Raw genomic sequence first — 20874 nt, 5'->3', positions numbered from 1 at the left:
ACGTTTGCTTTATTTTATCATCTGGCCACGCAAAAAGCAGCCAGCAAAGTGGCTGCTTCAGGATTAGATGTACTGCAGCACCTTGGCCTCGTTGTACGCCAGATCGATCGTGCCCCCACCGAGGCACTCCTCACCCTCGTACAAGACCACGGCCTGTCCCGGCGTGATCGCGCGCACAGGCTCGTCAAAGACGATCTTGGCGCGGTCGCCGTCAAGCGTCACCGTCACGCCGGTGTCGGCCTGCCGGTAGCGGAACTTCGCCGTGCAGTGAAAGGTCTGCGCCGGTGCGTGCCCGGTAAAGAAGCTCATGCCACTGGCGTCAAGGCTGGTCGCCATCAGGGCCGGGTTGTTGAAACCCTGGCCGACATACAACACGTTGTGGGCCAAGTCCTTGCCGACAACGAACCACGGCTCGGAGTTCTGGCTATTGCCGCCGATCCCCAGGCCGGAGCGCTGGCCGATCGTGTAATACATCAGTCCATCATGCTGGCCCATCGGCACCCCGTCCGTCGTCATCATCTGACCAGGCTGCGCCGGCAGGTAGGTCGAGAGGAACTGCTTGAAGTTGCGCTCACCGATGAAGCAGATGCCGGTGGAGTCCTTCTTCTTGGCGGTAGCCAACCCGTACTCCGCAGCGATCGCGCGCACCTCAGGCTTTTGCAGATGCCCGATCGGGAACAGGGCCCGCTTGAGCTGCTTTTGCGCCAGCTGACTCAAAAAGTAGGTCTGGTCCTTGTTGCCATCCGCCCCGCGCAACATGTGCACGGTGCCGGCCTCATCTGTGCGCGTCTGCGCGTAATGCCCCATGGCGATGTAGTCCGCGTCCAGTTCGTCCGCGTAGTCCAAGAACGCCTTGAACTTGATTTCCTTGTTACACATCACGTCGGGGTTGGGGGTGCGGCCGGCCTTGTATTCATCTAGAAAGTACTGGAACACGCGGTCCCAGTATTCCTTTTCAAAGTTGATCGCGTAGTACGGAATGCCGATTTCGCTGGCCACCTTGGCCACGTCTTCGTAGTCCGTGGTCGCGGTACAGACCCCGTTTTCGTCGGTGTCGTCCCAGTTTTTCATGAAGACGCCGACGACATCATACCCTTGCTGCTTCAGGAGCAAGGCGGTGACAGACGAGTCCACCCCACCTGACATCCCGACGACAACGCGGGTGTTGCTGTTGTCCAAAAAGATCACCATCATTTCAATCAGATTCTGGAGTTCTCCGATTTGAAGGTCGTCAATTCCAGTAGCCTTCATTATACCAGTGCCGCCGCCAAAAACAATCCTAACGAAAAGTTAGTGGCCCGCCGACCACGCAAAAAGGCTGCCTAAGCAGCCTTTTGCATCGCCTACAGCGCCACCAGCACCGACCGCTCGATCATGTTCTCGATCAAGTAGTGGTACTGTTCGACATTGTCTGCGGTTTTCTCATCCTTAAAGATGTTGACGGCCTTGAGCCCGTTACCGGTGGTGGCACTCATCTGAAAGGCGGACAGGTCCTTTTTGACCGTCACCTTGAGCTTGTTAGCCGCCGTGAACGGTGAGTTGGGATCCAAGCTGCGCTCCAGCTGGAAGTTGCCGTTCTTCGTCTGCACAAAGCCCAAGTCGATCAACGTGTACCGCTTCAGGTTCGGGCTAATTTGATAAGTCTTCGGGTCGCCCAATACCGACCCCGTTGTCGCTAATGCCATGTGATCACACTCCTCGCGTTGAATACCCTCTCATTCTACCATTGTCGTCGGTACTCGTGCACGCTACTTCTTGCGCAAACGGGTCACAATCTTGGTCAGCACCGTCGTGAACTGGGTGATTTCAAGCGCGGTCGTGGTGCTGCCGAAGCTGACACGAATCGATTCGGCAATACGGGGGCTCGCCGCCCCATACATCGCGGTCAGCACATGCGAGGGCTCGAGACTGCCCGCCGTGCAGGCCGACCCGCCGGACACGGCAAAGCCCGCCAGATCAAGATTGGTCTGAAGCGCATAGGTCGAAACACCCGGGAACCAGAGGTTGAACACGTGGTTGAGCGCATCGGCCTGAACGGTGCCGTTGACTTCAAACGCCACATCTGCCGCACGCAAGCCTGCCATGATCTGGTGCTTGAACCCGAGGTACTTCGCCTGCCGATCCGCCTTTTCCTGATCCGAGATCAGGCGCACAGCCTCGGCAAAGCCCGCGATGCTGACGACATTTTCCGTGCCGGCGCGGCGCTTCATCTCCTGCTCACCCCCGCGCATCAGCGGCGGGAAGTTGTGGTCGGCTCGCCGGTACAAAAAGCCAACGCCCTTGGGCCCATTGAGCTTATGCGCCGAGACGCTGAGCAGGTCAACGCCCAACGCGTCAACATCGATCGGCAACAACCCGTACGCCTGGGTCGCATCTGTGTGAAACCACGCCTGGTGCGCCGCCAACCGAGTCCCGATGGCCGCGATCGGCAAGTGGCTGCCCATCTCATTGTTCCCCATCATGACGGACACTAGGATCGTTTCGTCATCCAGCGCGGCGTCAAAATCCGCCAGACTGATCTGGCCGGTTTCGTCCACCGGCAGATACGTCACCGTAAAGCCTTCCTGCTCAAGCTGGGCCATCGGCTTCAAGACGCTCGGATGCTCAATGGCGGTGGTGATGATGTGCCGCCCGAGCGCCTGGCGGCTGTGGGCCGTTTGCAGGATGGCGGTGTTATTCGCCTCCGTCGCGCCGCTGGTGAACTGCAGTTCCGTCGGCTTAGCGCCAATGCTTTGCGCCAGCGTCTGGCGGCTTTGGTCCATCACCGTGTGGGCCGTGCGCCCGAACCAGTGCGTAGAACTCGGGTTGCCAAAATCCTGTTGCATTTGTTCTGCCATCACCGCGATGACCTGCTGAGCCATCGGTGTCGTGGCGGCATTATCGAGGTAAGTGTGCATGTTTTGAACTCCTTTAGACCGCTAGGCGGCCAGCTGCTGAATGTAAGCCAGAAGCATCGCGGCGCTTTGCTTGCCGGCCTCAATGATGAACGTGTCGAAGTTGACGCTGGCGCTTTCGTCCCCCGTGTCGCTCATCGCGCGAATCACCACGAACGGCACGTGGAACTGGCTGGCGACTTGGCCAATCGCCGCGCCTTCCATCTCGGCCGCCAGCGCTTCGGGGTAGATCCCGTGAATGCGTGCGATGGCCGCAGTGCTGTTGATGAACTGATCCCCAGAAACGATCAGGCCGACGTGGGTAGTCAAGGCCACCGTGTTGGCGGCGGTAGCGATCGCCTGCACCAGCGCCGGATCGCTTTCAAACCGTTGTGGCTGCTGTGGTAGCTGCCCCGGCAGGTAGCCAAACGCGGTCGAGTCGACATCGTGATAAGCCACGCTGCTGGCGATCACGACATCGCCAATGTTGAGTGCCGGGCCGATCCCCCCTGCGGAGCCGGTGTTGATCACGACATCCGGGTGATACTCGTTGATCAAAACGGCGGTGGTCATTGCCGCTTGCACTTTGCCGATGCCGCATTCGACCAGCGTGACAGCCACACCGTCAATGGTGCCGCTGTAATACGTTTGACTGGCAAAGACCTGTTCCTGTTGGTTGTCCAGTTGCCCCAGTAACGTGCGGATCTCTTCTTCCATCGCACAGATGACGCCTAACTTCATTGAATTCTCTCCTATCTTGCCGCACGCTTGACCGCGTGGGGCACAAGCCCTTATTTTACGCTCACTTTAAGTCAGTCACAACCAAAAGAGCACGCCCGCCACCAGCGCGATCAGCACGATCACAATGCCGATCGCCCAGTTCAGCTTCTTCTTGAGGCTGTTGACGCGCTTGTAGGTCACCTCATCAAAGCGCCCGGTGGTGGGGTGCGCCCGGTTTTCCTTCGCGTATTCCCGCTCAACCGATCGCCGCTTCGCATCGCGCGCGGCCGCTTCCGTTTCCTCGGTGTGTTGCGCCTGGCGGTATGCCTTGCGCGTCTTGATCTCAGCCATTGGTCCCCTCCATGCATTGCAGTTGCCACAACGCCAAGCCGATGACGGTTTTGGCGTCGCAGATCAGCCCCGTCGCTTGCGCCTGCTGCGCCTCCGCCAGTGTCAACCAGGTCCCGTCAAGCACCTCGCCGTCATCCAGCGGGCGCTGCACGTCTGGTCGGTGCAACTGATGCGCCTCAAACAGCGTCAAGTGCGCGTCAGAGAACCCGGCGCTTTGGTAAAAGGCCGTCAGCGGCTGCCAGTGGTTGGCCGCAAGCTGGCCCTCCTCGTTAAGCTCGCGCTTGGCGCAAGCGAGTGCCGTCTCACCAGGTTCGATCCGTCCCGCCGGTAGCTCCAGTGTCTCCTGGTTCAGCGGGGTGCGCCACTGACGCACGAACAGCACGCGCTCGCCGCGGTGCGCCAAGACCCCGGCCGCGCCATTGGTGTGCACGATCTCGCGCACTTGCCGGCGCCCATCGGGGAGCTCAACGCGCACCCTTGTCAGCGTCAGCACCCGACCTTCATATAATGTGGTTGCGTCCAGTTTGCGTTCCATCGTGTCTCACCCTTTCTGGTTCAATGATACCAATCTTGTGCCGCTTTACAAACGGCTTAATCAAAACTAAAGTAAAGTCCATCTTAGGGCGGATATTCCGCACTTTGTTCTATGGTAAACTTAAGGCACGATGAATAAGAGATTAGGAAGTGACGCGCCGTGAAAAAAACGCAAAAACGCATTCGCCTCTGGCGCATTGCCCTTTGGACGGTCGGCGGCTTCGCCCTCGGAGCGCTGAGCGGTCAATGGTGGCTTGCGCTGTTCGTGGCCGTGGTCTTCGGCGGAGCCCGGCTGATCGGGGAGCTGTCACGCCCCCGGCCACAAGTCCTCGAGGACACCCCACCGCTCACTGAAGCCATGGCGGCCCACTACGCGGACTCTGGCCTCAGTGACAGTGAAGTCGACCTGTTTCGGGACACCATGGACACCGCCGCCGAGCAAATTCGCCAATTCGATGCGATTGCCGATCGCGTTCCCAAGATCCGCGCGGTGGCCTTGAATCACGACCTGCAAGATGTCCTGCACGCCTACTTCAAGGCCGTGGTCAAAACGCCCGCCCAGCTGGCTAACGCCGGCCACTTTATCTACGAGCAGTTGCCCAACCTGGTGCGCATCGCCGAGAAATACGAGGAGATCAGCCACCACGAGGTCAAAACATCGGACACTTACACCGTGCTGACAACCGCCGCCAATACGCTGAGCGATCTGGCCGAAAGCATTCGCCAGGACTACGCGGCGTTCGTGGAAAATGACCTCGAGGCCCTGAGCGCCGACATCAACTTGGCGCGTAAGCAAACCACGCCGCGGCTGACCGAATCCACCGTTCAGCCCGGCCGCACCCTTTCCAAACAACCCGTTCAAGAAGAAATGGAGCATACGCATGAGTGACGAACAACCCCAAACCACCGATTCTCAATCCCTTGTGAACGACCTGCTGAGCCAGCCGTTTGCCGCCACCCCCCAGCCCACGCCAGCGGCCGCGGCTGAGGCGGCGAACCCCAGTGCGCGCCTGACCCCCGAGCAAGAGGCCCAGGCCCATGAGCTGGCCAAGCAGCTGGACGTCAAAACCCAAGACGCGGTGATGACCTATGGCGCGGCGGCGCAAAAACAGCTTGGGCAATTCTCCCAAACTATGCTGAACCAGGTGCAAAGCCAAGACACTGGCGCGGTCGGCGACGCGCTGACCAGCCTGATGGCCCGCCTGAACGAGGCCAACCCTGATGAACTGCGCGCCGAAAACAACAACATCTTCAAGAAGATGTTCGGCAAGGTGCGCCGCTCGATTTTTGAGATCACGGCCAAGTACCAGAAGATTGGCGCCCAGATCGACGCCATCGCCAGCCGCCTGGAAAAGGAGCAGCAAGGCCTGCTGACCGACAACAAGATGCTCGATGAGCTGTACGGCCAGAACAAGGCGTACTTTGACGCGCTGAACATCTACATCGCCGCCGCGCAGATGAAACTGCAGGAGCTGGACCAAACCACCATCCCCGCCGCCCTCGCAGATGCGCAGGCCTCCGGCGATCAGATGAAGGTGCAGGAAGTCAACGACCTCAAGCAATTCCAGGCCCGCCTGGAAAAGCGCGCCTATGACCTGCAGTTGGCCCGGCAGATCACCCTGCAGCAGGCGCCGCAGATCCGCCTGATTCAAAATACCAACCAAGCACTGGCCGAAAAAATTCAGGCCAGCGTCAACACGGCCATCCCGTTGTGGAAGAACCAAGTGGCGATCGCCCTCACCCTGTTGCGGCAAAAAGACGCCGTCACCGCGCAGCGCCAGGTCTCTGAAACCACCAATGACCTGTTGAAGAAAAACGCCGCCATGCTCAAGATCAGCGCGGTCGAAACCGCCAAGGAAAACGAGCGCGGCGTCGTGGACATCGAGACACTCACCCAGACCCAAAACGACCTGGTCGACACCCTCAAGCAGACGCTGCAGATCCAGCAGGACGGCCGTGCCAAGCGCAAAGCCGCCGAGGCCGAGCTTTCCAATATGGAAAACGACCTCAAGAACCACCTGCTCGACTACACCTCGGGCCGCATGCAGGGGCCGCAAGCTTAATCGTTCCCGGCCGCTTGACCACCGCCGCATCGCCTCGATCCTCACAAACTAAACAGGGCGGGCGCCTGATTCCTTCACGAGAAGGAGTCAGGCGCCCGCCCTGTTTGTGTGTGGTCGCGTTAATGCGCTTGCCGCTGCTGCCACATCCGCCACGCCGTCAGAAGGATCGCGACGAGGCACAGCACCGAGGCCACGTAGAAGGCCACGTGCATCCCGGTGATGAAGTAGTCCGGGTGCGTCGGCAGATAGGTGGTCACCTTGCGGCCGGCGGTCTGTCTCATGGACGCGAACAGCACCGTGGTCGCCGTGGAAATGCCGACCACCATGCCCAAGTTGCGCGCCAGTGCGTTCAGCCCACCGGCGATCCCGAGGTCGCTTGGGGCGACCGCGCTCATCACGATCGTGTTGTTCGGGGACTGGAAGACGCCGTTCCCAAACCCCATCACCCCGATCAGCAGCAAGAGCAGTGCCACCGGGGTGCTCAGGCTCAGCATCGCGTAGCCGATCTGGCTGACCAAAATCAAAATCAGCCCGACCAGTGTGATTTTGTACGGCCCGATCTTGTCCGATAGACTCCCTGCCAATGGGGCCACCACCACCTGAACGATGGGAAACAGCATCAGGATGTATCCCGCTGTCGTTGCGGAGAAGCCGCGCGCGTTTTCAAAGTAAAATGGCGAGATCACGTTGAAGAAGAAGTTCGTCACGAAGATCATAAAACCAGCAAGCAAGCTGATCGTAAACTCAGCGTTGGCAAACAGCTTGAAGGACACCAGTGGACGCGGATGCGTGCGCTCGATGTGGACAAAGGCCGCAAAGGCGAGCACCGCCACCGCAAACAGCGCCAGCACGCGCGCACTGCCAAAGCCGATGACCTGGCCCAGGTTGACCGCAAAGAAGAACGGCACAATGGCGACCACGAAGCTGAGGAAGCCCGGCCAGTCGATCGGCGCGTGGCTGGGTTCCAAGTCCTTCGGCAACACCACTTGGCCGATGATCATGGTCAACACCCCGATCGGCAGGTTGATCCAGAAGATGTAGCCCCACGGCAACTGCCCCAGGATCAATCCGCCCAGGCCTGGGCCGGCGATCGAGCCCACCGAAACGAACGACCCGATCAACCCGAGCGCCTTCCCGCGTTCCTTCATCGGAAAGACCTCGGTAATGATGCCATTGTTATTGGCCATCGTCATGCTGGCGCCCAGCGCTTGCACCACGCGCGCAGCCAGCAGCAACGCAAAGCTGTGGTTGAAGCCGGCAAACAGCGAACCAATGGTGAACAGGACCGTGCCCATGCGAAAGACCCGGATCTTGCCGATGGTATCGCCCAGTCGCCCCATCAACAACAGCAGCGCACAGATGACGATCAGATAACTGGACACGACCCATTCCGCTTGATTCATCGGAATCGCCAGGTCCTTAGCCATCACCGGTAGCGCAATATTAACGATCGACGCATCGAGCGTCGACATAATGGTGAACATCCCCACCGCGGTTATGATCCACCACCGGTTCTTTTGAACCTTGGGATCATTCACATAACTTGTCATGTTTGCCTCCATGTGGATTTTTTCGTGCTCACTCATTATACGCTGTGATTTTCAGAAAATGCAAAGGCGACATTTACAATCTTTACCCAACCGTAACGCATCATTTACGCCCATCGGAATGTCTTTACACGATTCTGCAGGCTTATTTACATGCACCGGGTATGCTTATCTCATCCCAAACATTGGAGGCACAATCATGAAAAAAACCGGTTTAGTTGTCGGGGTCGCCCTTCTCTTCGCCCTTGCAGGCTGTCAAAGCCAAGGCGCCCAAGGCACGGCCAGCAGTTCATCCAGCGCAACGAAGCAAACCAAAATTGTGGCAGTCGGCTCAACGGCGCTTCAACCTTTAGTCGAGGCCGCGGGCCAGCAATACACCGAGGCCACACCCGGGGCGGACATCACCGTTCAGGGTGGTGGCTCTGGCGCGGGCCTGAGCCAAGTGGCCAGCGGCGCGGTGACCATTGGGAACTCTGATATTTTTGCCCAAGAAAAAGACGGTGTGGATGCCACCGCCCTTGTTGATCATCAGGTTGCGGTCGTAGGGATCGCCCCGGTGATTCACCCCGGCGTCGGTGTCACGAATCTATCGCAAGCGCAGCTGGTCGACATTTTTACCGGCAAGGTCACGAACTGGAACCAAGTCGGTGGGACGGATCAGCCGATCGTGGTGATCAACCGGGCACAAGGGTCCGGGACCCGCGCCACCTTTGAAAGCCTTGCGCTCAAAACGGACAAGGTGATGACGGCGCAAGAACAGGATTCCAGCGGGACGGTCATGCAGATGGTCAAGTCGACCCCTGGTGCCATCTCCTACCTCGCGTTCTCCGCGATTCAAACCGGCGTCAACAAGCTGAGTATCGACGGGATCGCCCCGACCGATGCCAACGTCACCACAAACAAGTGGGTCGTGTGGGCATACGAGCACATGTACACCAAGGGCTCGCCAAACGCCAGCACGGCCAAGTTCATCAACTACATTCAGTCTAAGAAGGTGCAGGACGCGCTGGTTAAAAAGATGGGCTACATCACGATCACTGCGATGAAGGTCGCGCGGACACACGACGGCAAGATCGAAGACGTCAAATAGCATCACACTAGCACCGGCTACCTCCCCCTTGGCCGGTGCTTTTATGGCCCCCCAACACTGCACCACCTAAAAACGGCGGTCAACTCTTGCCAGAGTTGACCGCCGTTTGGGCTTTATTCGACGACCTTCACATTCGCCGCCTGCGGACCGCGCGGGCCCTCGATGATGACGAAGTCGACGATTTGATCAGGGGTCAGCGTTTTGTAGCCGCCTCCCTGAATGGCTGAGAAGTGGACGAAGATGTCCGGCTGACCGGGCACTTCAATGAATCCAAACCCCTTCTCTTCGTTAAAATTCTTGACCCGCCCCTTCATGCGTTAGGCCTCAAAGCCGTTCGCCACGGCTTCCGGGAAATTCTCGGTGACAATGGCCGCACAGCGCGCGCACAGCTGTGGGAAGTGGGCGTCCGCGCCAACCGTGGTGGTGGTCATGCGGCAACGCGCGCACACGTCGCCCTCGGCATGGGCGACCAGCACCGCCACATCGTCAAAGGTGACCGCCGTATCTGGGACGCTTGCGTCAACGGCCGCGATCGTCAGCGCGCTGGTGATCAGAAGCTGCGCCACGTTGGCGTCCAGCCCGGCCAGCAGGGCACTGACGGCTTGGCTTGGGTAAAGCGTCACGTGCGCCTCCAGTGACTTCCCGATCACCTTGGCATCACGCGCCATTTCAAGTGCCTTTTGCACTTCAGCGCGCAGGTGCATGAACGCGGTCCACTGGTTCAACAGCGCGTCCTGATCGGCGAACTGGGTCGCATCTGGTAGGTCACTGAGCGCGGCGTACTGTTCCGGTTGGCGCAGGTACGGCCAAATTTCCTCAGCCGTGTGCGGCAAGATCGGCGTCAGCAGCTTGGTCAGGCTCAACAGCGCCGCAAACATCACGGTTTGCATGCGCCGCCGGGCAAGCGAGTGCGCGCCTTCAATGTACACAACATCCTTGGCAAAGTCCAAGTAGAAGGCGGAAAGATCGTTGACCAAAAAGCTCGAGATGGTTTTTTCAACTGTGGCAAAGTCGTAGCGGTCGTACGCTGCCTTCACGGTGGCGATCACTTGGTTGAGCCGGACGGTCAAGTACTGGTCCACACTGCCCAGCGCCTCAAAGGCGACCCCGTCTTGTGCCGGGTCAAAGTCACTGGTGTTGGCAATCATGAAGCGCAGCGTGTTGCGAATCTTGCGGTAAGCTTCGGAGGTCTGCGCAAAGTTATCCATCGACACCCGCACATCGGAGCTGGAGTCCACGGTCGCCACCCATAGTCGGATGATCTCGGCGCCGAACTGCTTTTCAACGGTGTCCGGCACGATCGTGTTGCCCAAGGACTTGGACATCTTGCGGCCTTCCCCATCGAGCGTGAAGCCCTGCGAAAGGATCTGCTTGTACGGCGCGTGACCGTGCGCCGCAACACTGGTGATCAGACTGGAGTTGAACCATCCACGGTACTGGTCGGACCCTTCCAGGTACAGGTCCGCCGGATAGGTCAACTCGGGGCGTGCCTCACAGACGCCGGCCCAGCTGGAGCCGCTATCGAACCAGACATCCATGATGTCGGTTTCCTTCGTGAACTCGCCGTTCGGGGAGTGCGCGTTGGTGTAGCCGGCAGGCAGGAGGTCCTTGGCTTCACGCTGCGACCAAATAATCGAACCGTATTCCTCGAAGAGATCCGCCACGTGGTCGATGGTGGCCTTTTCAATAATCGGCGTACCGTCTTCGGCGTAGAAAATCGGCAGCGGGACCCCCCAGGCGCGCTGGCGAGAAATGACCCAGTCGCCGCGGTCCTTGATCATGTTGTACAAGCGGGTCTTCCCCCAGGCCGGCGAGAAGCTGACCCCTTCGATGGCGTGCAGGATCTGGTCACGAAAGGCGTCGACACTGGCGAACCACTGGGTCGTAGCGCGGAAGATGACCGGCTTCTTGGTCCGCCAGTCATGCGGGTAGCTGTGCGTGAAGAAATCGAGCTTCAACAGCGCGCCTTTTTCTTCCAGCGCCTGGGTGACCATCGGGTTGGCCTTGTCGTAAAAGACGCCGGTGAACCCTGGCGCGTCTTCCGTCATGAAGCCCTTCTCGTCCACTACGGACAGCACCGGCAGACCGTAAGCCATGCCGGCCTTGTAATCGTCTTCCCCGTGCCCTGGCGCGGTGTGGACCAGGCCAGTCCCGGCGTCAAGCGTCACGTGGTCGCCGAGGATGACCAGGCTCGTGCGGTCGTACAGCGGGTGCTGGGCCGTCATGCGTTCCATCTCGGTGCCCTTGAAGGTCTTGAGCACGTCAACATCTTGCCAGCCCAGCGTGGCTTGAATCGTCGCCAACAGCTCTGCGGCCACCACATACTTCTTGCCGTCTGCCAGCACCTGCGCGTACTCGAAGCGCGGGTTGACCGCGATGCCTTCGTTGGCTGGCATGGTCCACGGGGTGGTCGTCCAGATGATCAGGCTGGTGTCCTGATCAAGCAACCCCTTGCCGTCGACCACCTTGAAGGCAACATAGATGGATGGGGACTTGACGTCATGGTACTCAATCTCGGCTTCAGCCAGCGTGGATTCGGAGGACCAGGACCAGTAAACTGGCTTCAGCCCGTGGTAAATGTACCCTTTTTCAGCCATCTGGCCAAAGACGCGGATCTCTTGGGCTTCAAACGCCGGCTGCAAGGTAATATACGGGTTTTCCCAGTCACCCATCACGCCCAGGCGCTTGAAGTCCGCGCGCTGCTTGTCGATTTCCTTCATCGCAAACTGTCGACACAGCTCACGATAATCCGCCCAGCTCATTTCCTTGCGGTGCACGCCCTTTTTGGCGAGCTGCTGTTCGATCGGCAACCCGTGCGTATCCCAGCCGGGCACGTACGGGGCGCGGAAGCCGTTCATGGACTTGTAGCGCACGATAATGTCCTTGGACACTTTGTTCAAAGCGTGGCCCATGTGAATGTTCCCGTTGGCAAACGGGGGCCCATCGTGCAACACGAAGCTTGGCTTGCCTTCGTTGAGTTTTTGGCGCAGTTCATAGACGTGGTTTTCTTCCCACCCCGCCTGCATCTGCGGTTCCTTGGTCGGCAACCCGGCGCGCATCTTGAAGTCGGTTTTGCCCAGGTTCAGTGTGTCTTTGACTTTCATTGTTTCCTCCTTGTGTGCGTGAATCCGCCAGCGCAGTGCGTGGCAACAAAAAAGACCCCCATCCAGTTAGGACGAGCGTCTCGTGGTACCACCTAAGTTCGGGTCAAAACGACCCCTCTGACCCGATAACGGTGGTAGCCGGCCCAACCTACCTATCGGCGGGGCAACTGCGAACTGATATCTCACTCAGGGCCTGCCCGACTTTCACCATTCTCGGGTCGCTGTTCAGACTATCTGCGTCAGATGCGTGTTCATGCGTTTTTATTCTGCGTCAGGCAAGGTCGGCACAGCCGTGTCTGCGGCATCGGCCACATCTTCATCGGTTGGAAAGACGATTTCGGTGTACCGCGTCTCGCCGTCGCTAGAATCATTTGCCTCCGAGTGTACCGGTTCTTCCGGGGTGTTGTCAAGAGGGGATTCCCCTTGCGCCGGATCAAGGTACTCAGGCGCCTCCTGGGAGCTGGCCAACAGGTCCTTCCATTCCGGGCTCTTGACGACTTCCAACTGGCTTTCAAGCATCACTTGCAGGCGCTGGCGGAAGACGCGCGTCTGGCGCTTCAGGTCCTCGGTCTGCACGTTGATGGTCTTGGCCTTATCCGTGGCGTCACTCAGAATTCGGTTCGCCTTGTCGGTTGCGTCCGTCAGCAGGTTCTGCGCGTTCTTTTCGGCCTGTTGCGTGATCAGATCGGCTTCCTGGTCCGCATTTTTCTTGACCTTATCGGCCGCCTCTTGGGCGACGATGATGGACTGGTTCAGCGCGTCCTTCAGGTCAGTGAAGTACTTGATCTTGTCGTTGGTTTCCGCCAAAGACTTTTCGAGTTCCTCGTTTTGCTTCAAAACAGCGCTGTAGTCCTTGATAATCTGAGCCAGAAAATCATTGACCTGATCCTTGTCGTAACCGCGCATGCGGCTGTCGAAATCCTTGTTATGAATGTCTAATGGGCTCAATGCCATCGTCTTTTCCTCCTTAGCGTCACGGACGGCGCTTATTTATGAATGACCGAAACCGAGACGCGCTGCTTGCCCTTCTTGGTTTCGCCCGGTAGCGCATCAACGCGCACCCGACCGAACCCGCGCACGGAGACGATATCCGCCAGTCCCACTGCCAGGTCTGGGGCGGTGCTGACGGCAAAGTTCAGCTGGACCTTCTGGGCCTCGACCAGTGCTTTGGCCCGCGCCCGCGAAATGTTGAACGTGTGCCCGACTAGGCTGTCGAGGCGCACGCGCGTCATGGTGAGCTGGGCGGGCTCCCAGTCGTTCGTCGGCTGCACGACGGCAGCCAAGTCGATTGGCTCAAACCGCACCCCGATGCGGCCAATCTTATCGATGTTGCGCTGCGTCCAATCACTCATGGTGCGCGTCGTGAACACCTGCCACCGGGCGCCATCGGTGATGATATCACCGAACTGCGCGCGATCGATGCCACTATTGGCCAGTGTGCCCAGAACTTGACTGTGCGTCAACTCGGCAAACTTCGTCGGATACTTGAGCGCCAGCGGCGCCACCTCAAAGTCGCCCGGCGTCGGGGTGAAGTAGTCTGGGGCAAACAGCACGCGCACGCGCTCAGCCCCAGGGTAACCGCCAAACGCATGGGCCCGCACCTCACCATGTGCGCCGATCAACGTTTGGGCAATGTACCACTGCCGTGGGTCCAAAAAATCGGTCAGAACGGGGCGGTACTCCGTGGCTGCCTGACCGATGCTGTCTGCAAGCGCCGCGATCAGTGGCGCCTCGGACTTGCGAAAATGCTGATAAATCGCGTCCATTAGCCTAGCCCCGATTCATTGCGGCGGCAATCAGCCACCAAAGGAGCTGCTTGACCCCCTCGGAAATCACGCTAAGCACGAAAAACGCAATGATTGGCGAGAAGTCCAGCCCCATGATCGGCGGAATGAAGCGGAAAAGCCCCAAGAATGGCTCGACGATGCGGCCCAAGAGACGGCCTAACTTGGAGTCCAAGGCCCCTGGGAACCACGTCATCAGAATGTAAACGGCAATGGCGACCATGTACAGGTACAGGCCCCAATTGACGATATCATACAGGAGCGACAAAAATGTGATCATCGCGCCACCGCCTATTCTGGCAAGTCGGCGTCAACGCCGAGCGTGGCCGCCAAACTGCCATCGATCTGAAAGTTTGCCGGCGTTACCAGGAAGATCATCTCACCGATGCGCTTGATCTCCCCGTTGATGGCAAAAACCGTCCCCGTCAGAAAATCGACGATCCGCGTTGCCGAGGCCGGCTCGATCTGATCGAAGTTCACGACAACCGCCTTGTTATTCAGCAAGTGATTGCCGATCTCCTTCGCGTCGGAATAAATCCGGGGTTCGTAAACCACGATCTTGGCCGTTTTGGTCGTCGGTTCACTCATCGCAACCACCTTATTTCCCCGAAACGGCTTCGCTTGGGCCGCTTCGGTGTGGGTTGAAGCCGTTGCTGTCGGCGCCGCCGCTTGAGGGGTCTCAAGCGGGGCATCGTCTTCGGGATCCATGGCAAAAAACTGGTTAAATTTAGTTGAAAGCTTATCGAATGCCATTCGCTCACCTCCTGTGCGTCAGCTCGTGTGCCGGCTTACTGCCGCCGAAAGCGGAAGAATGGCGGCTTGTCATCGCCTTGATCCCCGTCCGTTGGATCCGGCTGGCTTTCAAAGATATCGAATTCTTTCTTCTCGGCCTGATCCAGGCTTGGGTCCGCTTTTGGCGCCGCAGCCCGCTGGCTTGGCTCACGCCGCATGTCCCAGTTGTCGCCAAATGGGTCGTCGGCGGTTTTGGCCGTTGGACCGGCTGCTGGCTTGGTTGCTGGCCGCTCTGCGTTGCGGGCCCCACGCGCGGTTTTGAGTGGCGCTTCTTCGATGCCGGTCGCGATGACGGTCACAACGACCTCATCCCCAAGCTCCTCGTTGATGGAGGTCCCAAAGATGATGTTGACGTCGCTGGTGGCTGCCTGGGCAACGATCTCGCTGGCGTCTTGGGCCTCAAACAGGGACAGGTCCGGGCCCCCGGTGATGTTCAACAGCACCTGCTTGGCCCCATCGATGGAAACTTCCAGCAGTGGGCTCGAAATCGCCTTCTTGGTTGCTTCGATGGTGCGGTTCTCGCCGGTGGCGGCACCGATCCCCATCAGCGCGCTTCCTTGGTTGGCCATCACGGTCTTCACATCTGCGAAGTCCAAGTTGACGTAGCCAGGGCTCGTGATCAGGTCGGAAATCCCCTGCACCCCTTGCCGCAGCACGTTGTCAGCGGCGTGGAAGGCCTCAAGCATTGGGGTCTTTTTGTCCACGATCTCAAGCAGGCGGTTGTTGGCGATGATCACCAGCGTGTCCACGTCTTCCTTGAGCTGCGCAATGCCCTCGCCTGCGTTCTTGGCGCGCTTAGGGCCTTCGAACGTGAATGGGCGGGTGACCACCCCAACAGTCAGTGCACCGAGGTCCTTTGCGATCTTAGCGACCACCGGGGCGGCGCCGGTCCCGGTACCGCCACCCATGCCGCAGGTGACAAAAATCATGTCGGCCCCTTCAAGGGCCTGTTGAATCGCTTCTTCGCTTTCTTCGGCGGCTTTTTGACCGATGTCCGGCGTGGAGCCGGCGCCCAGTCCACGGGTGAGCTTAGGGCCAAGCTGGATCTTGACTTCCGCGTTGGAGTTAGCCAGGGCCTGCACATCGGTGTTGGCCGCGATGAACTCAACGCCCTTTACATCTTCCGCGATCATGCGGTTCACGGCGTTACCGCCAGCGCCCCCGACCCCGATGACTTTGATCACCGCGCCCGTATCATTTTGTGCATCAAGTGAGAATTCCATTGTCGTTCCTCCTAAGTTTATTCGAAGAAGTTGTCGAAGAAGCGGTGGAAAATTCCCGGCTTCTTGTCAACGGGTGCGTCGGGTTCATCCGGCTGCGCCGCTTGGGGCGCGCTGGCCACCTTCGTGGGCTTGCTCGGCTGAATCGGCTTGGCGATGTCAATTGGCGTGGGCAACACGCTCGCCACCAAAGCGTCAATGTCGGTCATCTGCGCCGCGTATGTGATGAGGCCCAGTGCCTGCGTAAAGGCCGGGTGGCGCAAGCCCATTTCATCAGGCACAAACCGCTTGACGCGCACGGCCTGATCGCGCTCAGCACTGAAAATGTCCTCAGCTAACGCGACCGTTCCTGGCAACGCCGTGGTGCCCCCGGTGATCACAATGCCCCCGGGCAGATCCAGCGCATGCGCCTGGTCTAACTGTTGCTTGAGGCGGTTGAACACTTGGGTCAACCGGGCTTCGATGATCTCAGCCAAATATTTTTCAGAAATGAGGGCCGGCTCCGTCTTCCCCACTACCGTGACTGGGAAGCTGTTGTCCGCCTTGGCGGCCAGCGAATCGGCAGTGCCGTAGTCGCGCTTGAGCTTCTCGGCATCCTTCAGGTCCGTATTCAGCACCACCGAGATGTCCTTGGTGACGTACTCGCCGCCTTCAGGATCCACGGTCGCTAGCTTGAGCTTGTGGTCGTGAATGACACTCGCAGTGGTTTGACCGCCGCCAAGATCGATCAGCACCGTGCCAAAGTCCTGTTCCGCATCGGTCAACGCGACCTGCGCCGCAGCCAGTGGGTCCACAACGAGGCACTGGATCTTCAGGCCCGCCTTTTCGATGGCCTTTTTGGTGTTGTGCAACACCGTCTTTGGCACCGTGAAGAGGATCCCATGCATCTCCAGCCGCACCCCGACCATGTTCCGTGGGTCCTTGATGCCGTCGAAACCATCCACGATGAATTCCGTTGGCACCAGACTTAATGTGGCGCGCTCTGGTGGGAGGTTCCGCACCAAGGCGGCCGCAGCCACCGCTTGAACGTCCGCGTCGGTAATCTCTTTGCTCTGATCCCCCACGGCGATCATGCCGTTAACGGACTCAATTTGGAGCATGTTCGCAGGGACCCCTGCAACCACACTCGCAATTTTGATGGCGGCTTTTTCTTCCGCTTGGGCCACCGCGCTTTGAATGGCACTGGCCACTTTATCAATGTCAACGATGATGCCTCGAGACAACCCCGAGGACCGCTGACTGCCCACACCAATAATGTTTAATTGGCCTTGTACAGACTCGGCAACAATCACTTTTATTGAGGTGGTCCCGATATCAAGTCCGACGTACAAGGCTCGATTTTCCATGGCGACGGAACCTCCTTGCATTTCACATTATTTTTTTAAATGAAAACGTAATACTGGTTTTATTCTACCACAGGGCTACCATGTCTGTACCCCGTCGATTCGGGAAACATAATCAAAAATTGTGGTTTTTGCCTGTTATTTCGAATATGGGGTGAAGAACGCCCCGACTTCGAGGTCCACCGTCCCCTTGGCCTGCACCTGCGCCACGATGGCGGGATAGTAACTGATCTTCTCGGCCACAGTGCGGCTGTCGGCGATTACTGTGTTACCATCCGTCATAATCAGCGTGATCTGGTACGGATTACTGCCCCCACGCGTGCTGCGCACTTCGCTGATAGTGCGGCGAACCGCCGCCGGAAACTGGCGAATGGCCTTCGCCATCTTGGCCGCAGCCGCGTTGTTGAAGCCGGTGAAAACCGGGAAGTTATCCGCCGGCGTCTTGGAACTTGCCCGCATAATGGCGCCATTTTCGAGGATCATGTGATACGCGCCCTGCTTCACCACGTACCCCATCGGCACGAACTCTTGGACCTTGATGGTGAGCCGATTCAGATGAGTCAGGTGCAGGTTGACCGCCGCCACCTCCGGTACCGCCGCTTTAATCTGGCTGGCCAAGGCCGCCCGATGTGTGGCCACCCCGATCACCGTATCGGTTGGGCCAAGTTGGCTGGCGTCGATCACGGTTTGGATCGGGAGGTTCTGCGTCCCCGTCACGGTGATTTCCCCCACCTTGCTCAGCGGCGAAACCATGTAGCCAAAAAAGCCCAGCAGCAACAGAAGTGGCGTCAAGACGAGCACTAGGTTGCGCGTTCGGTGGTGGCGCCGCAGCGTGGTGACCTGCGGCAACGGGAGCTTGGGCCGGGCCCGGGTCCGGTGCGCTTGCTTGGCTTGGTATGCCTCCCAAGGCGTTAGCGGGTCGGTTTCGGCCGCCTTTTTGCGCCCCAGTTGAAACCAAGCCATAGTGTCACCTCATTTCATTACTTGTTCTAAAACCGCGATCACCTGATCACTGGCGTCTGGTGTACCCAGCGCCTTGGCCGCCCGCGTCATGCGCACGAGGCGCGCGTCATCGTCCATGAGGTCGATGATCGTCTGGGGGAAGCTGGCGTCTAACTCAGGCTCCGTGATCATCAGGGCCGCCCCTGCATCAGCCAACGATTTGGCGTTGACGTACTGGTGGTTGTGCGTAACGTTCGGGCTCGGGATCAAGACACTGGGCAGACCCAGCGCCGTCAACTCAGCCAGGCTGGTCGCGCCACTGCGCCCAATCACAAGTGCGATGTCCGGCAAAATCCCGGGCATGTCGTCAATGTAAGGCACCACCCGCACGTTTGCAGGCAAGTGCGCCAGGTGGGGCTTCACTTTCCCATAATTCGCGTTCCCTGTGACGAACAACGTCTGAAAATCAGCTTGGCCGAACGTCGGCAGCGCGGCCAACGCTGCCGCGTTGATCTTGGGCGCCCCGCGCGAGCCGCCGAAAATCAGCAGCGTGCGCTTCTTAGGATCGAGCCCAAAGTCCGCCAAGCGGTTGTTGGGCGTCAAGCCGGCCACCTGCTGGGCCCGAGGGTTCCCAGTGATCACCACTTTTTTAGCCGGAAAACTGGCTGCCACTTCCGGGAAGGTGATCGCGATTTTGTCCACAAAGTGTGCCAGAAACTTATTAGTCACCCCGGCGACGGAGTTCTGCTCGTGAATCACCGTGGGAATATGTTTTTGCGCGGCGGCAAACAGTAGGCCGGCTGATACGTACCCGCCGGTGCCGACCACGACATCCGGCCGGAAGTCTTTGATCAGCCGCTTCGCCTTTTTTTGCGAGGCCAAAAACAGCGTGAGCGTGCGGAAATTCTCAGCGGTCAGCTTGCGCTTGAACCCCTGCAACTCAAGGGTTTGAAACGGCAGGTTGGCGTTAGGCACGATCCGGCTTTCAAGCCCACGCTCGGTGCCCACGTACAGGACATCCTCGAGCAGTCCGCGCTCCTGGAGACGCTGGACCAAGGCTAAGGCTGGGTAAATGTGGCCGCCTGTGCCGCCACCAGAAATCATCAGACGCATGGTTAGTGCTCCTTTTTGTAGTGAGCGACGGCGGCGATGAATTCATCGCCGCGCGTCTCAAAGTTCGGGTACTGGTCCCAGCTAGCTGCAGCCGGTGACAGCAGGATCACGTCGCCGGGTTGGCTGGCGGCAAACGCCAGCGGCACCGCCGTTTTGACGTTGGCCGTGCGGGTGGCCGGAATGCCGGCCTGCTCGGCCACTGCCTCAAGCAGCGGCGCCGTCTCCCCGAAGGTCACCATGGCGCGCACGTGCTGTTGAATGAGCGGCAGCAGGTCGGTCATCGGCAAGTGGCGATCGAGCCCTCCCGCCAGAAGGATCAACGGCTGGTCGAACGCCTGGATGGCCACACTGGCCGCCTCCACATTGGTGGCCTTGGAATCGTTGTAGACTTTGTGACCCGCAACCGTGTCCACGTACTGGATCCGGTGCTTGACGCCGGTGAAGCGGCGCAAAACGGTCCGAATAGCGTCATCGGCCACCCCACTGAGCTTGGCCGCCGCAATGGCCGCCAGCGCGTTTTCGATGTTGTGGTCGCCTGGGATCTGTAACTCAGCCGCCGGCATGATCGGCGTGCCGTCAAAGCACAGGTTAACGCCATCGAATGTGGCCCGCGCCCCAGCCGCGTTTTGCCGGGAGAAGGGCACGATGGTGGCGTGGCTCTGCTTAGCCAGCGTGTGCATCTCCGGCAAGTCCCAGTTCATCACAAAGTAATCCGCTGAGGTCTGATTCTGAGTCAGCCGCATCTTGGCCGCAACATAATGAGCACGGTCCCCGTGATAGTCCAAGTGGGCCTCATAGATGTTGGTCAGTACCGCAATGTGCGGGTGCAGGGTCTGCGCGCCACAAAGCTGAAAGCTGGACAGCTCCGCGACGATCGTATCGGCCGCGGTCGCTTTTTGGGCGACTGCCGACACCGGAATACCGATGTTGCCGGCGTCGTATGCGTGCCCCACAGTCGCTCCCTCGTTGAGCATCAGCCCGATCAGGGTCGTGGTCGTCGTTTTGCCGTTGCTGCCGGTCACACCGATCCAGTGCGCATCAGAGACTTGGTACGCCAACTCAGGCTCCGTGATGATGGGGATGTGCAGAGCCTCAGCACGTTGCACCATCGGGTTGCTGTAAGGGATCCCCGGGTTTTTGACCATCAGGGTGAAATCCTCATCGAGTAGCGCCACCGGATGGCTTCCGGTGATCACTTTAATGCCATCCGCCAACAATTCCTGGGCTTGCTTGTTGGCCTCGAAGTCCTGCTTGTCATTGACCGTCACCAATGCCCCCAGCCGATGTAACAGCCGCGCAGCATTGACGCCACTTTTAGCCAAACCGAGGACGAGGACCTTCTTGTTCTGATACGTTGTGATTGATTTCATGCGCGCAAATTTGCTTCTTTCTCTAACG

General features: G+C 59.0%; 20 protein-coding genes and 1 pseudogene. 3 read left to right on the top strand and 18 right to left on the bottom strand.

The window, feature by feature from the left end; translation table 11 throughout:
- Positions 1–63: 63 nt before the first annotated feature.
- The 6 genes from mnmA to EKM88_RS03425 form a co-directional block, all read right to left on the bottom strand.
- Positions 64–1194 carry a tRNA 2-thiouridine(34) synthase MnmA gene (gene mnmA / locus EKM88_RS03450; protein ID WP_125703642.1) on the bottom strand — a complete coding sequence of 377 codons (1131 nt, stop codon included), beginning with the start codon at positions 1192–1194 and terminating at the stop codon, positions 64–66.
- Positions 1195–1343: 149 nt separating this feature from the next.
- Positions 1344–1685: a DUF1831 domain-containing protein gene (locus EKM88_RS03445; protein ID WP_125703147.1), complete on the bottom strand. Its 342-nt coding sequence runs from the start codon at positions 1683–1685 to the stop codon at positions 1344–1346.
- 63 nt (positions 1686–1748) lie between these two features.
- The gene (locus EKM88_RS03440) at positions 1749–2897 is read right to left on the bottom strand and encodes a cysteine desulfurase family protein (protein WP_125703145.1); all 1149 of its coding nucleotides are present in this window, start codon (positions 2895–2897) and stop codon (positions 1749–1751) included.
- Positions 2898–2918: 21 nt separating this feature from the next.
- Entirely contained in the window at positions 2919–3614 is a 696-nt protein-coding gene (locus tag EKM88_RS03435) for a 5'-methylthioadenosine/adenosylhomocysteine nucleosidase (RefSeq protein ID WP_125703143.1), read from the bottom strand.
- A 75-nt stretch (positions 3615–3689) separates the two neighbouring features.
- On the bottom strand, positions 3690–3944 hold the full coding sequence (locus EKM88_RS03430; protein WP_125703141.1) for a hypothetical protein: 255 nt from the start codon (positions 3942–3944) through the stop codon (positions 3690–3692).
- Entirely contained in the window at positions 3937–4479 is a 543-nt protein-coding gene (locus EKM88_RS03425) for an NUDIX domain-containing protein (RefSeq protein ID WP_125703139.1), read from the bottom strand. The genes EKM88_RS03430 and EKM88_RS03425 overlap by 8 nt, the downstream gene beginning before the upstream one ends.
- Positions 4480–4638: 159 nt before the next feature.
- On the opposite strand from EKM88_RS03425, the gene EKM88_RS03420 reads away from it, so the two are divergent.
- Together EKM88_RS03420 and EKM88_RS03415 are read left to right on the top strand one after the other, a co-directional pair.
- A complete protein-coding gene (locus EKM88_RS03420; RefSeq protein ID WP_125703137.1) occupies positions 4639–5367 on the top strand; it encodes a 5-bromo-4-chloroindolyl phosphate hydrolysis family protein in 729 nt (242 codons plus the stop codon).
- Positions 5360–6541, top strand: a complete 1182-nt coding sequence (locus EKM88_RS03415; protein WP_125703135.1) for a toxic anion resistance protein — start codon at positions 5360–5362, stop codon at positions 6539–6541. The genes EKM88_RS03420 and EKM88_RS03415 overlap by 8 nt, the downstream gene beginning before the upstream one ends.
- A 119-nt stretch (positions 6542–6660) precedes the next feature.
- Here EKM88_RS03415 and EKM88_RS03410 read toward each other — a convergent pair whose 3' ends face one another.
- On the bottom strand, positions 6661–8091 hold the full coding sequence (locus EKM88_RS03410; RefSeq protein WP_125703133.1) for an MFS transporter: 1431 nt from the start codon (positions 8089–8091) through the stop codon (positions 6661–6663).
- A 196-nt stretch (positions 8092–8287) separates the two neighbouring features.
- On the opposite strand from EKM88_RS03410, the gene EKM88_RS03405 reads away from it, so the two are divergent.
- Complete coding sequence (locus EKM88_RS03405) at positions 8288–9178, top strand: phosphate ABC transporter substrate-binding protein PstS family protein (RefSeq protein ID WP_125703131.1); 891 nt, start codon at positions 8288–8290, stop codon at positions 9176–9178.
- A gap of 113 nt (positions 9179–9291) precedes the next feature.
- On the opposite strand, the gene EKM88_RS03400 is transcribed toward EKM88_RS03405, so the two are convergent.
- The 11 genes and pseudogenes from EKM88_RS03400 to murD form a co-directional block, all read right to left on the bottom strand.
- On the bottom strand, positions 9292–9492 hold the full coding sequence (locus EKM88_RS03400; RefSeq protein WP_125703129.1) for a cold-shock protein: 201 nt from the start codon (positions 9490–9492) through the stop codon (positions 9292–9294).
- Positions 9493–9495: 3 nt separating this feature from the next.
- A complete protein-coding gene (ileS, locus tag EKM88_RS03395; protein WP_125703127.1) occupies positions 9496–12282 on the bottom strand; it encodes an isoleucine--tRNA ligase in 2787 nt (928 codons plus the stop codon).
- Between the two features lie 261 nt (positions 12283–12543).
- Positions 12544–13236: a DivIVA domain-containing protein gene (locus EKM88_RS03390; protein ID WP_125703125.1), complete on the bottom strand. Its 693-nt coding sequence runs from the start codon at positions 13234–13236 to the stop codon at positions 12544–12546.
- A gap of 32 nt (positions 13237–13268) precedes the next feature.
- On the bottom strand, positions 13269–14048 hold the full coding sequence (locus EKM88_RS03385) for a YlmH family RNA-binding protein (RefSeq protein ID WP_125703123.1): 780 nt from the start codon (positions 14046–14048) through the stop codon (positions 13269–13271).
- A 4-nt stretch (positions 14049–14052) separates the two neighbouring features.
- Positions 14053–14346, bottom strand: a complete 294-nt coding sequence (locus EKM88_RS03380) for a YggT family protein (protein WP_125703121.1) — start codon at positions 14344–14346, stop codon at positions 14053–14055.
- Between the two features lie 11 nt (positions 14347–14357).
- Positions 14358–14819, bottom strand: coding sequence for a cell division protein SepF (locus tag EKM88_RS03375; protein WP_125703119.1), 462 nt, complete (start codon positions 14817–14819; stop codon positions 14358–14360).
- Between the two features lie 298 nt (positions 14820–15117).
- Positions 15118–16081 (bottom strand): annotated as a pseudogene (gene ftsZ, locus EKM88_RS03370) (cell division protein FtsZ); the annotation flags it as partial.
- 17 nt (positions 16082–16098) lie between these two features.
- Entirely contained in the window at positions 16099–17424 is a 1326-nt protein-coding gene (gene ftsA / locus EKM88_RS03365) for a cell division protein FtsA (RefSeq protein ID WP_125703115.1), read from the bottom strand.
- 135 nt (positions 17425–17559) lie between these two features.
- Positions 17560–18384, bottom strand: coding sequence for a cell division protein FtsQ/DivIB (locus tag EKM88_RS03360; RefSeq protein ID WP_125703113.1), 825 nt, complete (start codon positions 18382–18384; stop codon positions 17560–17562).
- A 9-nt stretch (positions 18385–18393) separates the two neighbouring features.
- Positions 18394–19476, bottom strand: coding sequence for an undecaprenyldiphospho-muramoylpentapeptide beta-N-acetylglucosaminyltransferase (gene murG, locus EKM88_RS03355; RefSeq protein ID WP_125703111.1), 1083 nt, complete (start codon positions 19474–19476; stop codon positions 18394–18396).
- A gap of 2 nt (positions 19477–19478) precedes the next feature.
- The gene (gene murD / locus EKM88_RS03350) at positions 19479–20846 is read right to left on the bottom strand and encodes a UDP-N-acetylmuramoyl-L-alanine--D-glutamate ligase (protein ID WP_125703109.1); all 1368 of its coding nucleotides are present in this window, start codon (positions 20844–20846) and stop codon (positions 19479–19481) included.
- Positions 20847–20874: the final 28 nt, after the last annotated feature.

The organism is Lacticaseibacillus daqingensis, assembly GCF_003946115.1.
GTDB classification, from domain to species: domain Bacteria; phylum Bacillota; class Bacilli; order Lactobacillales; family Lactobacillaceae; genus Lacticaseibacillus; species Lacticaseibacillus daqingensis.
This window is presented reverse-complemented; position numbering and strand designations above follow the sequence as displayed.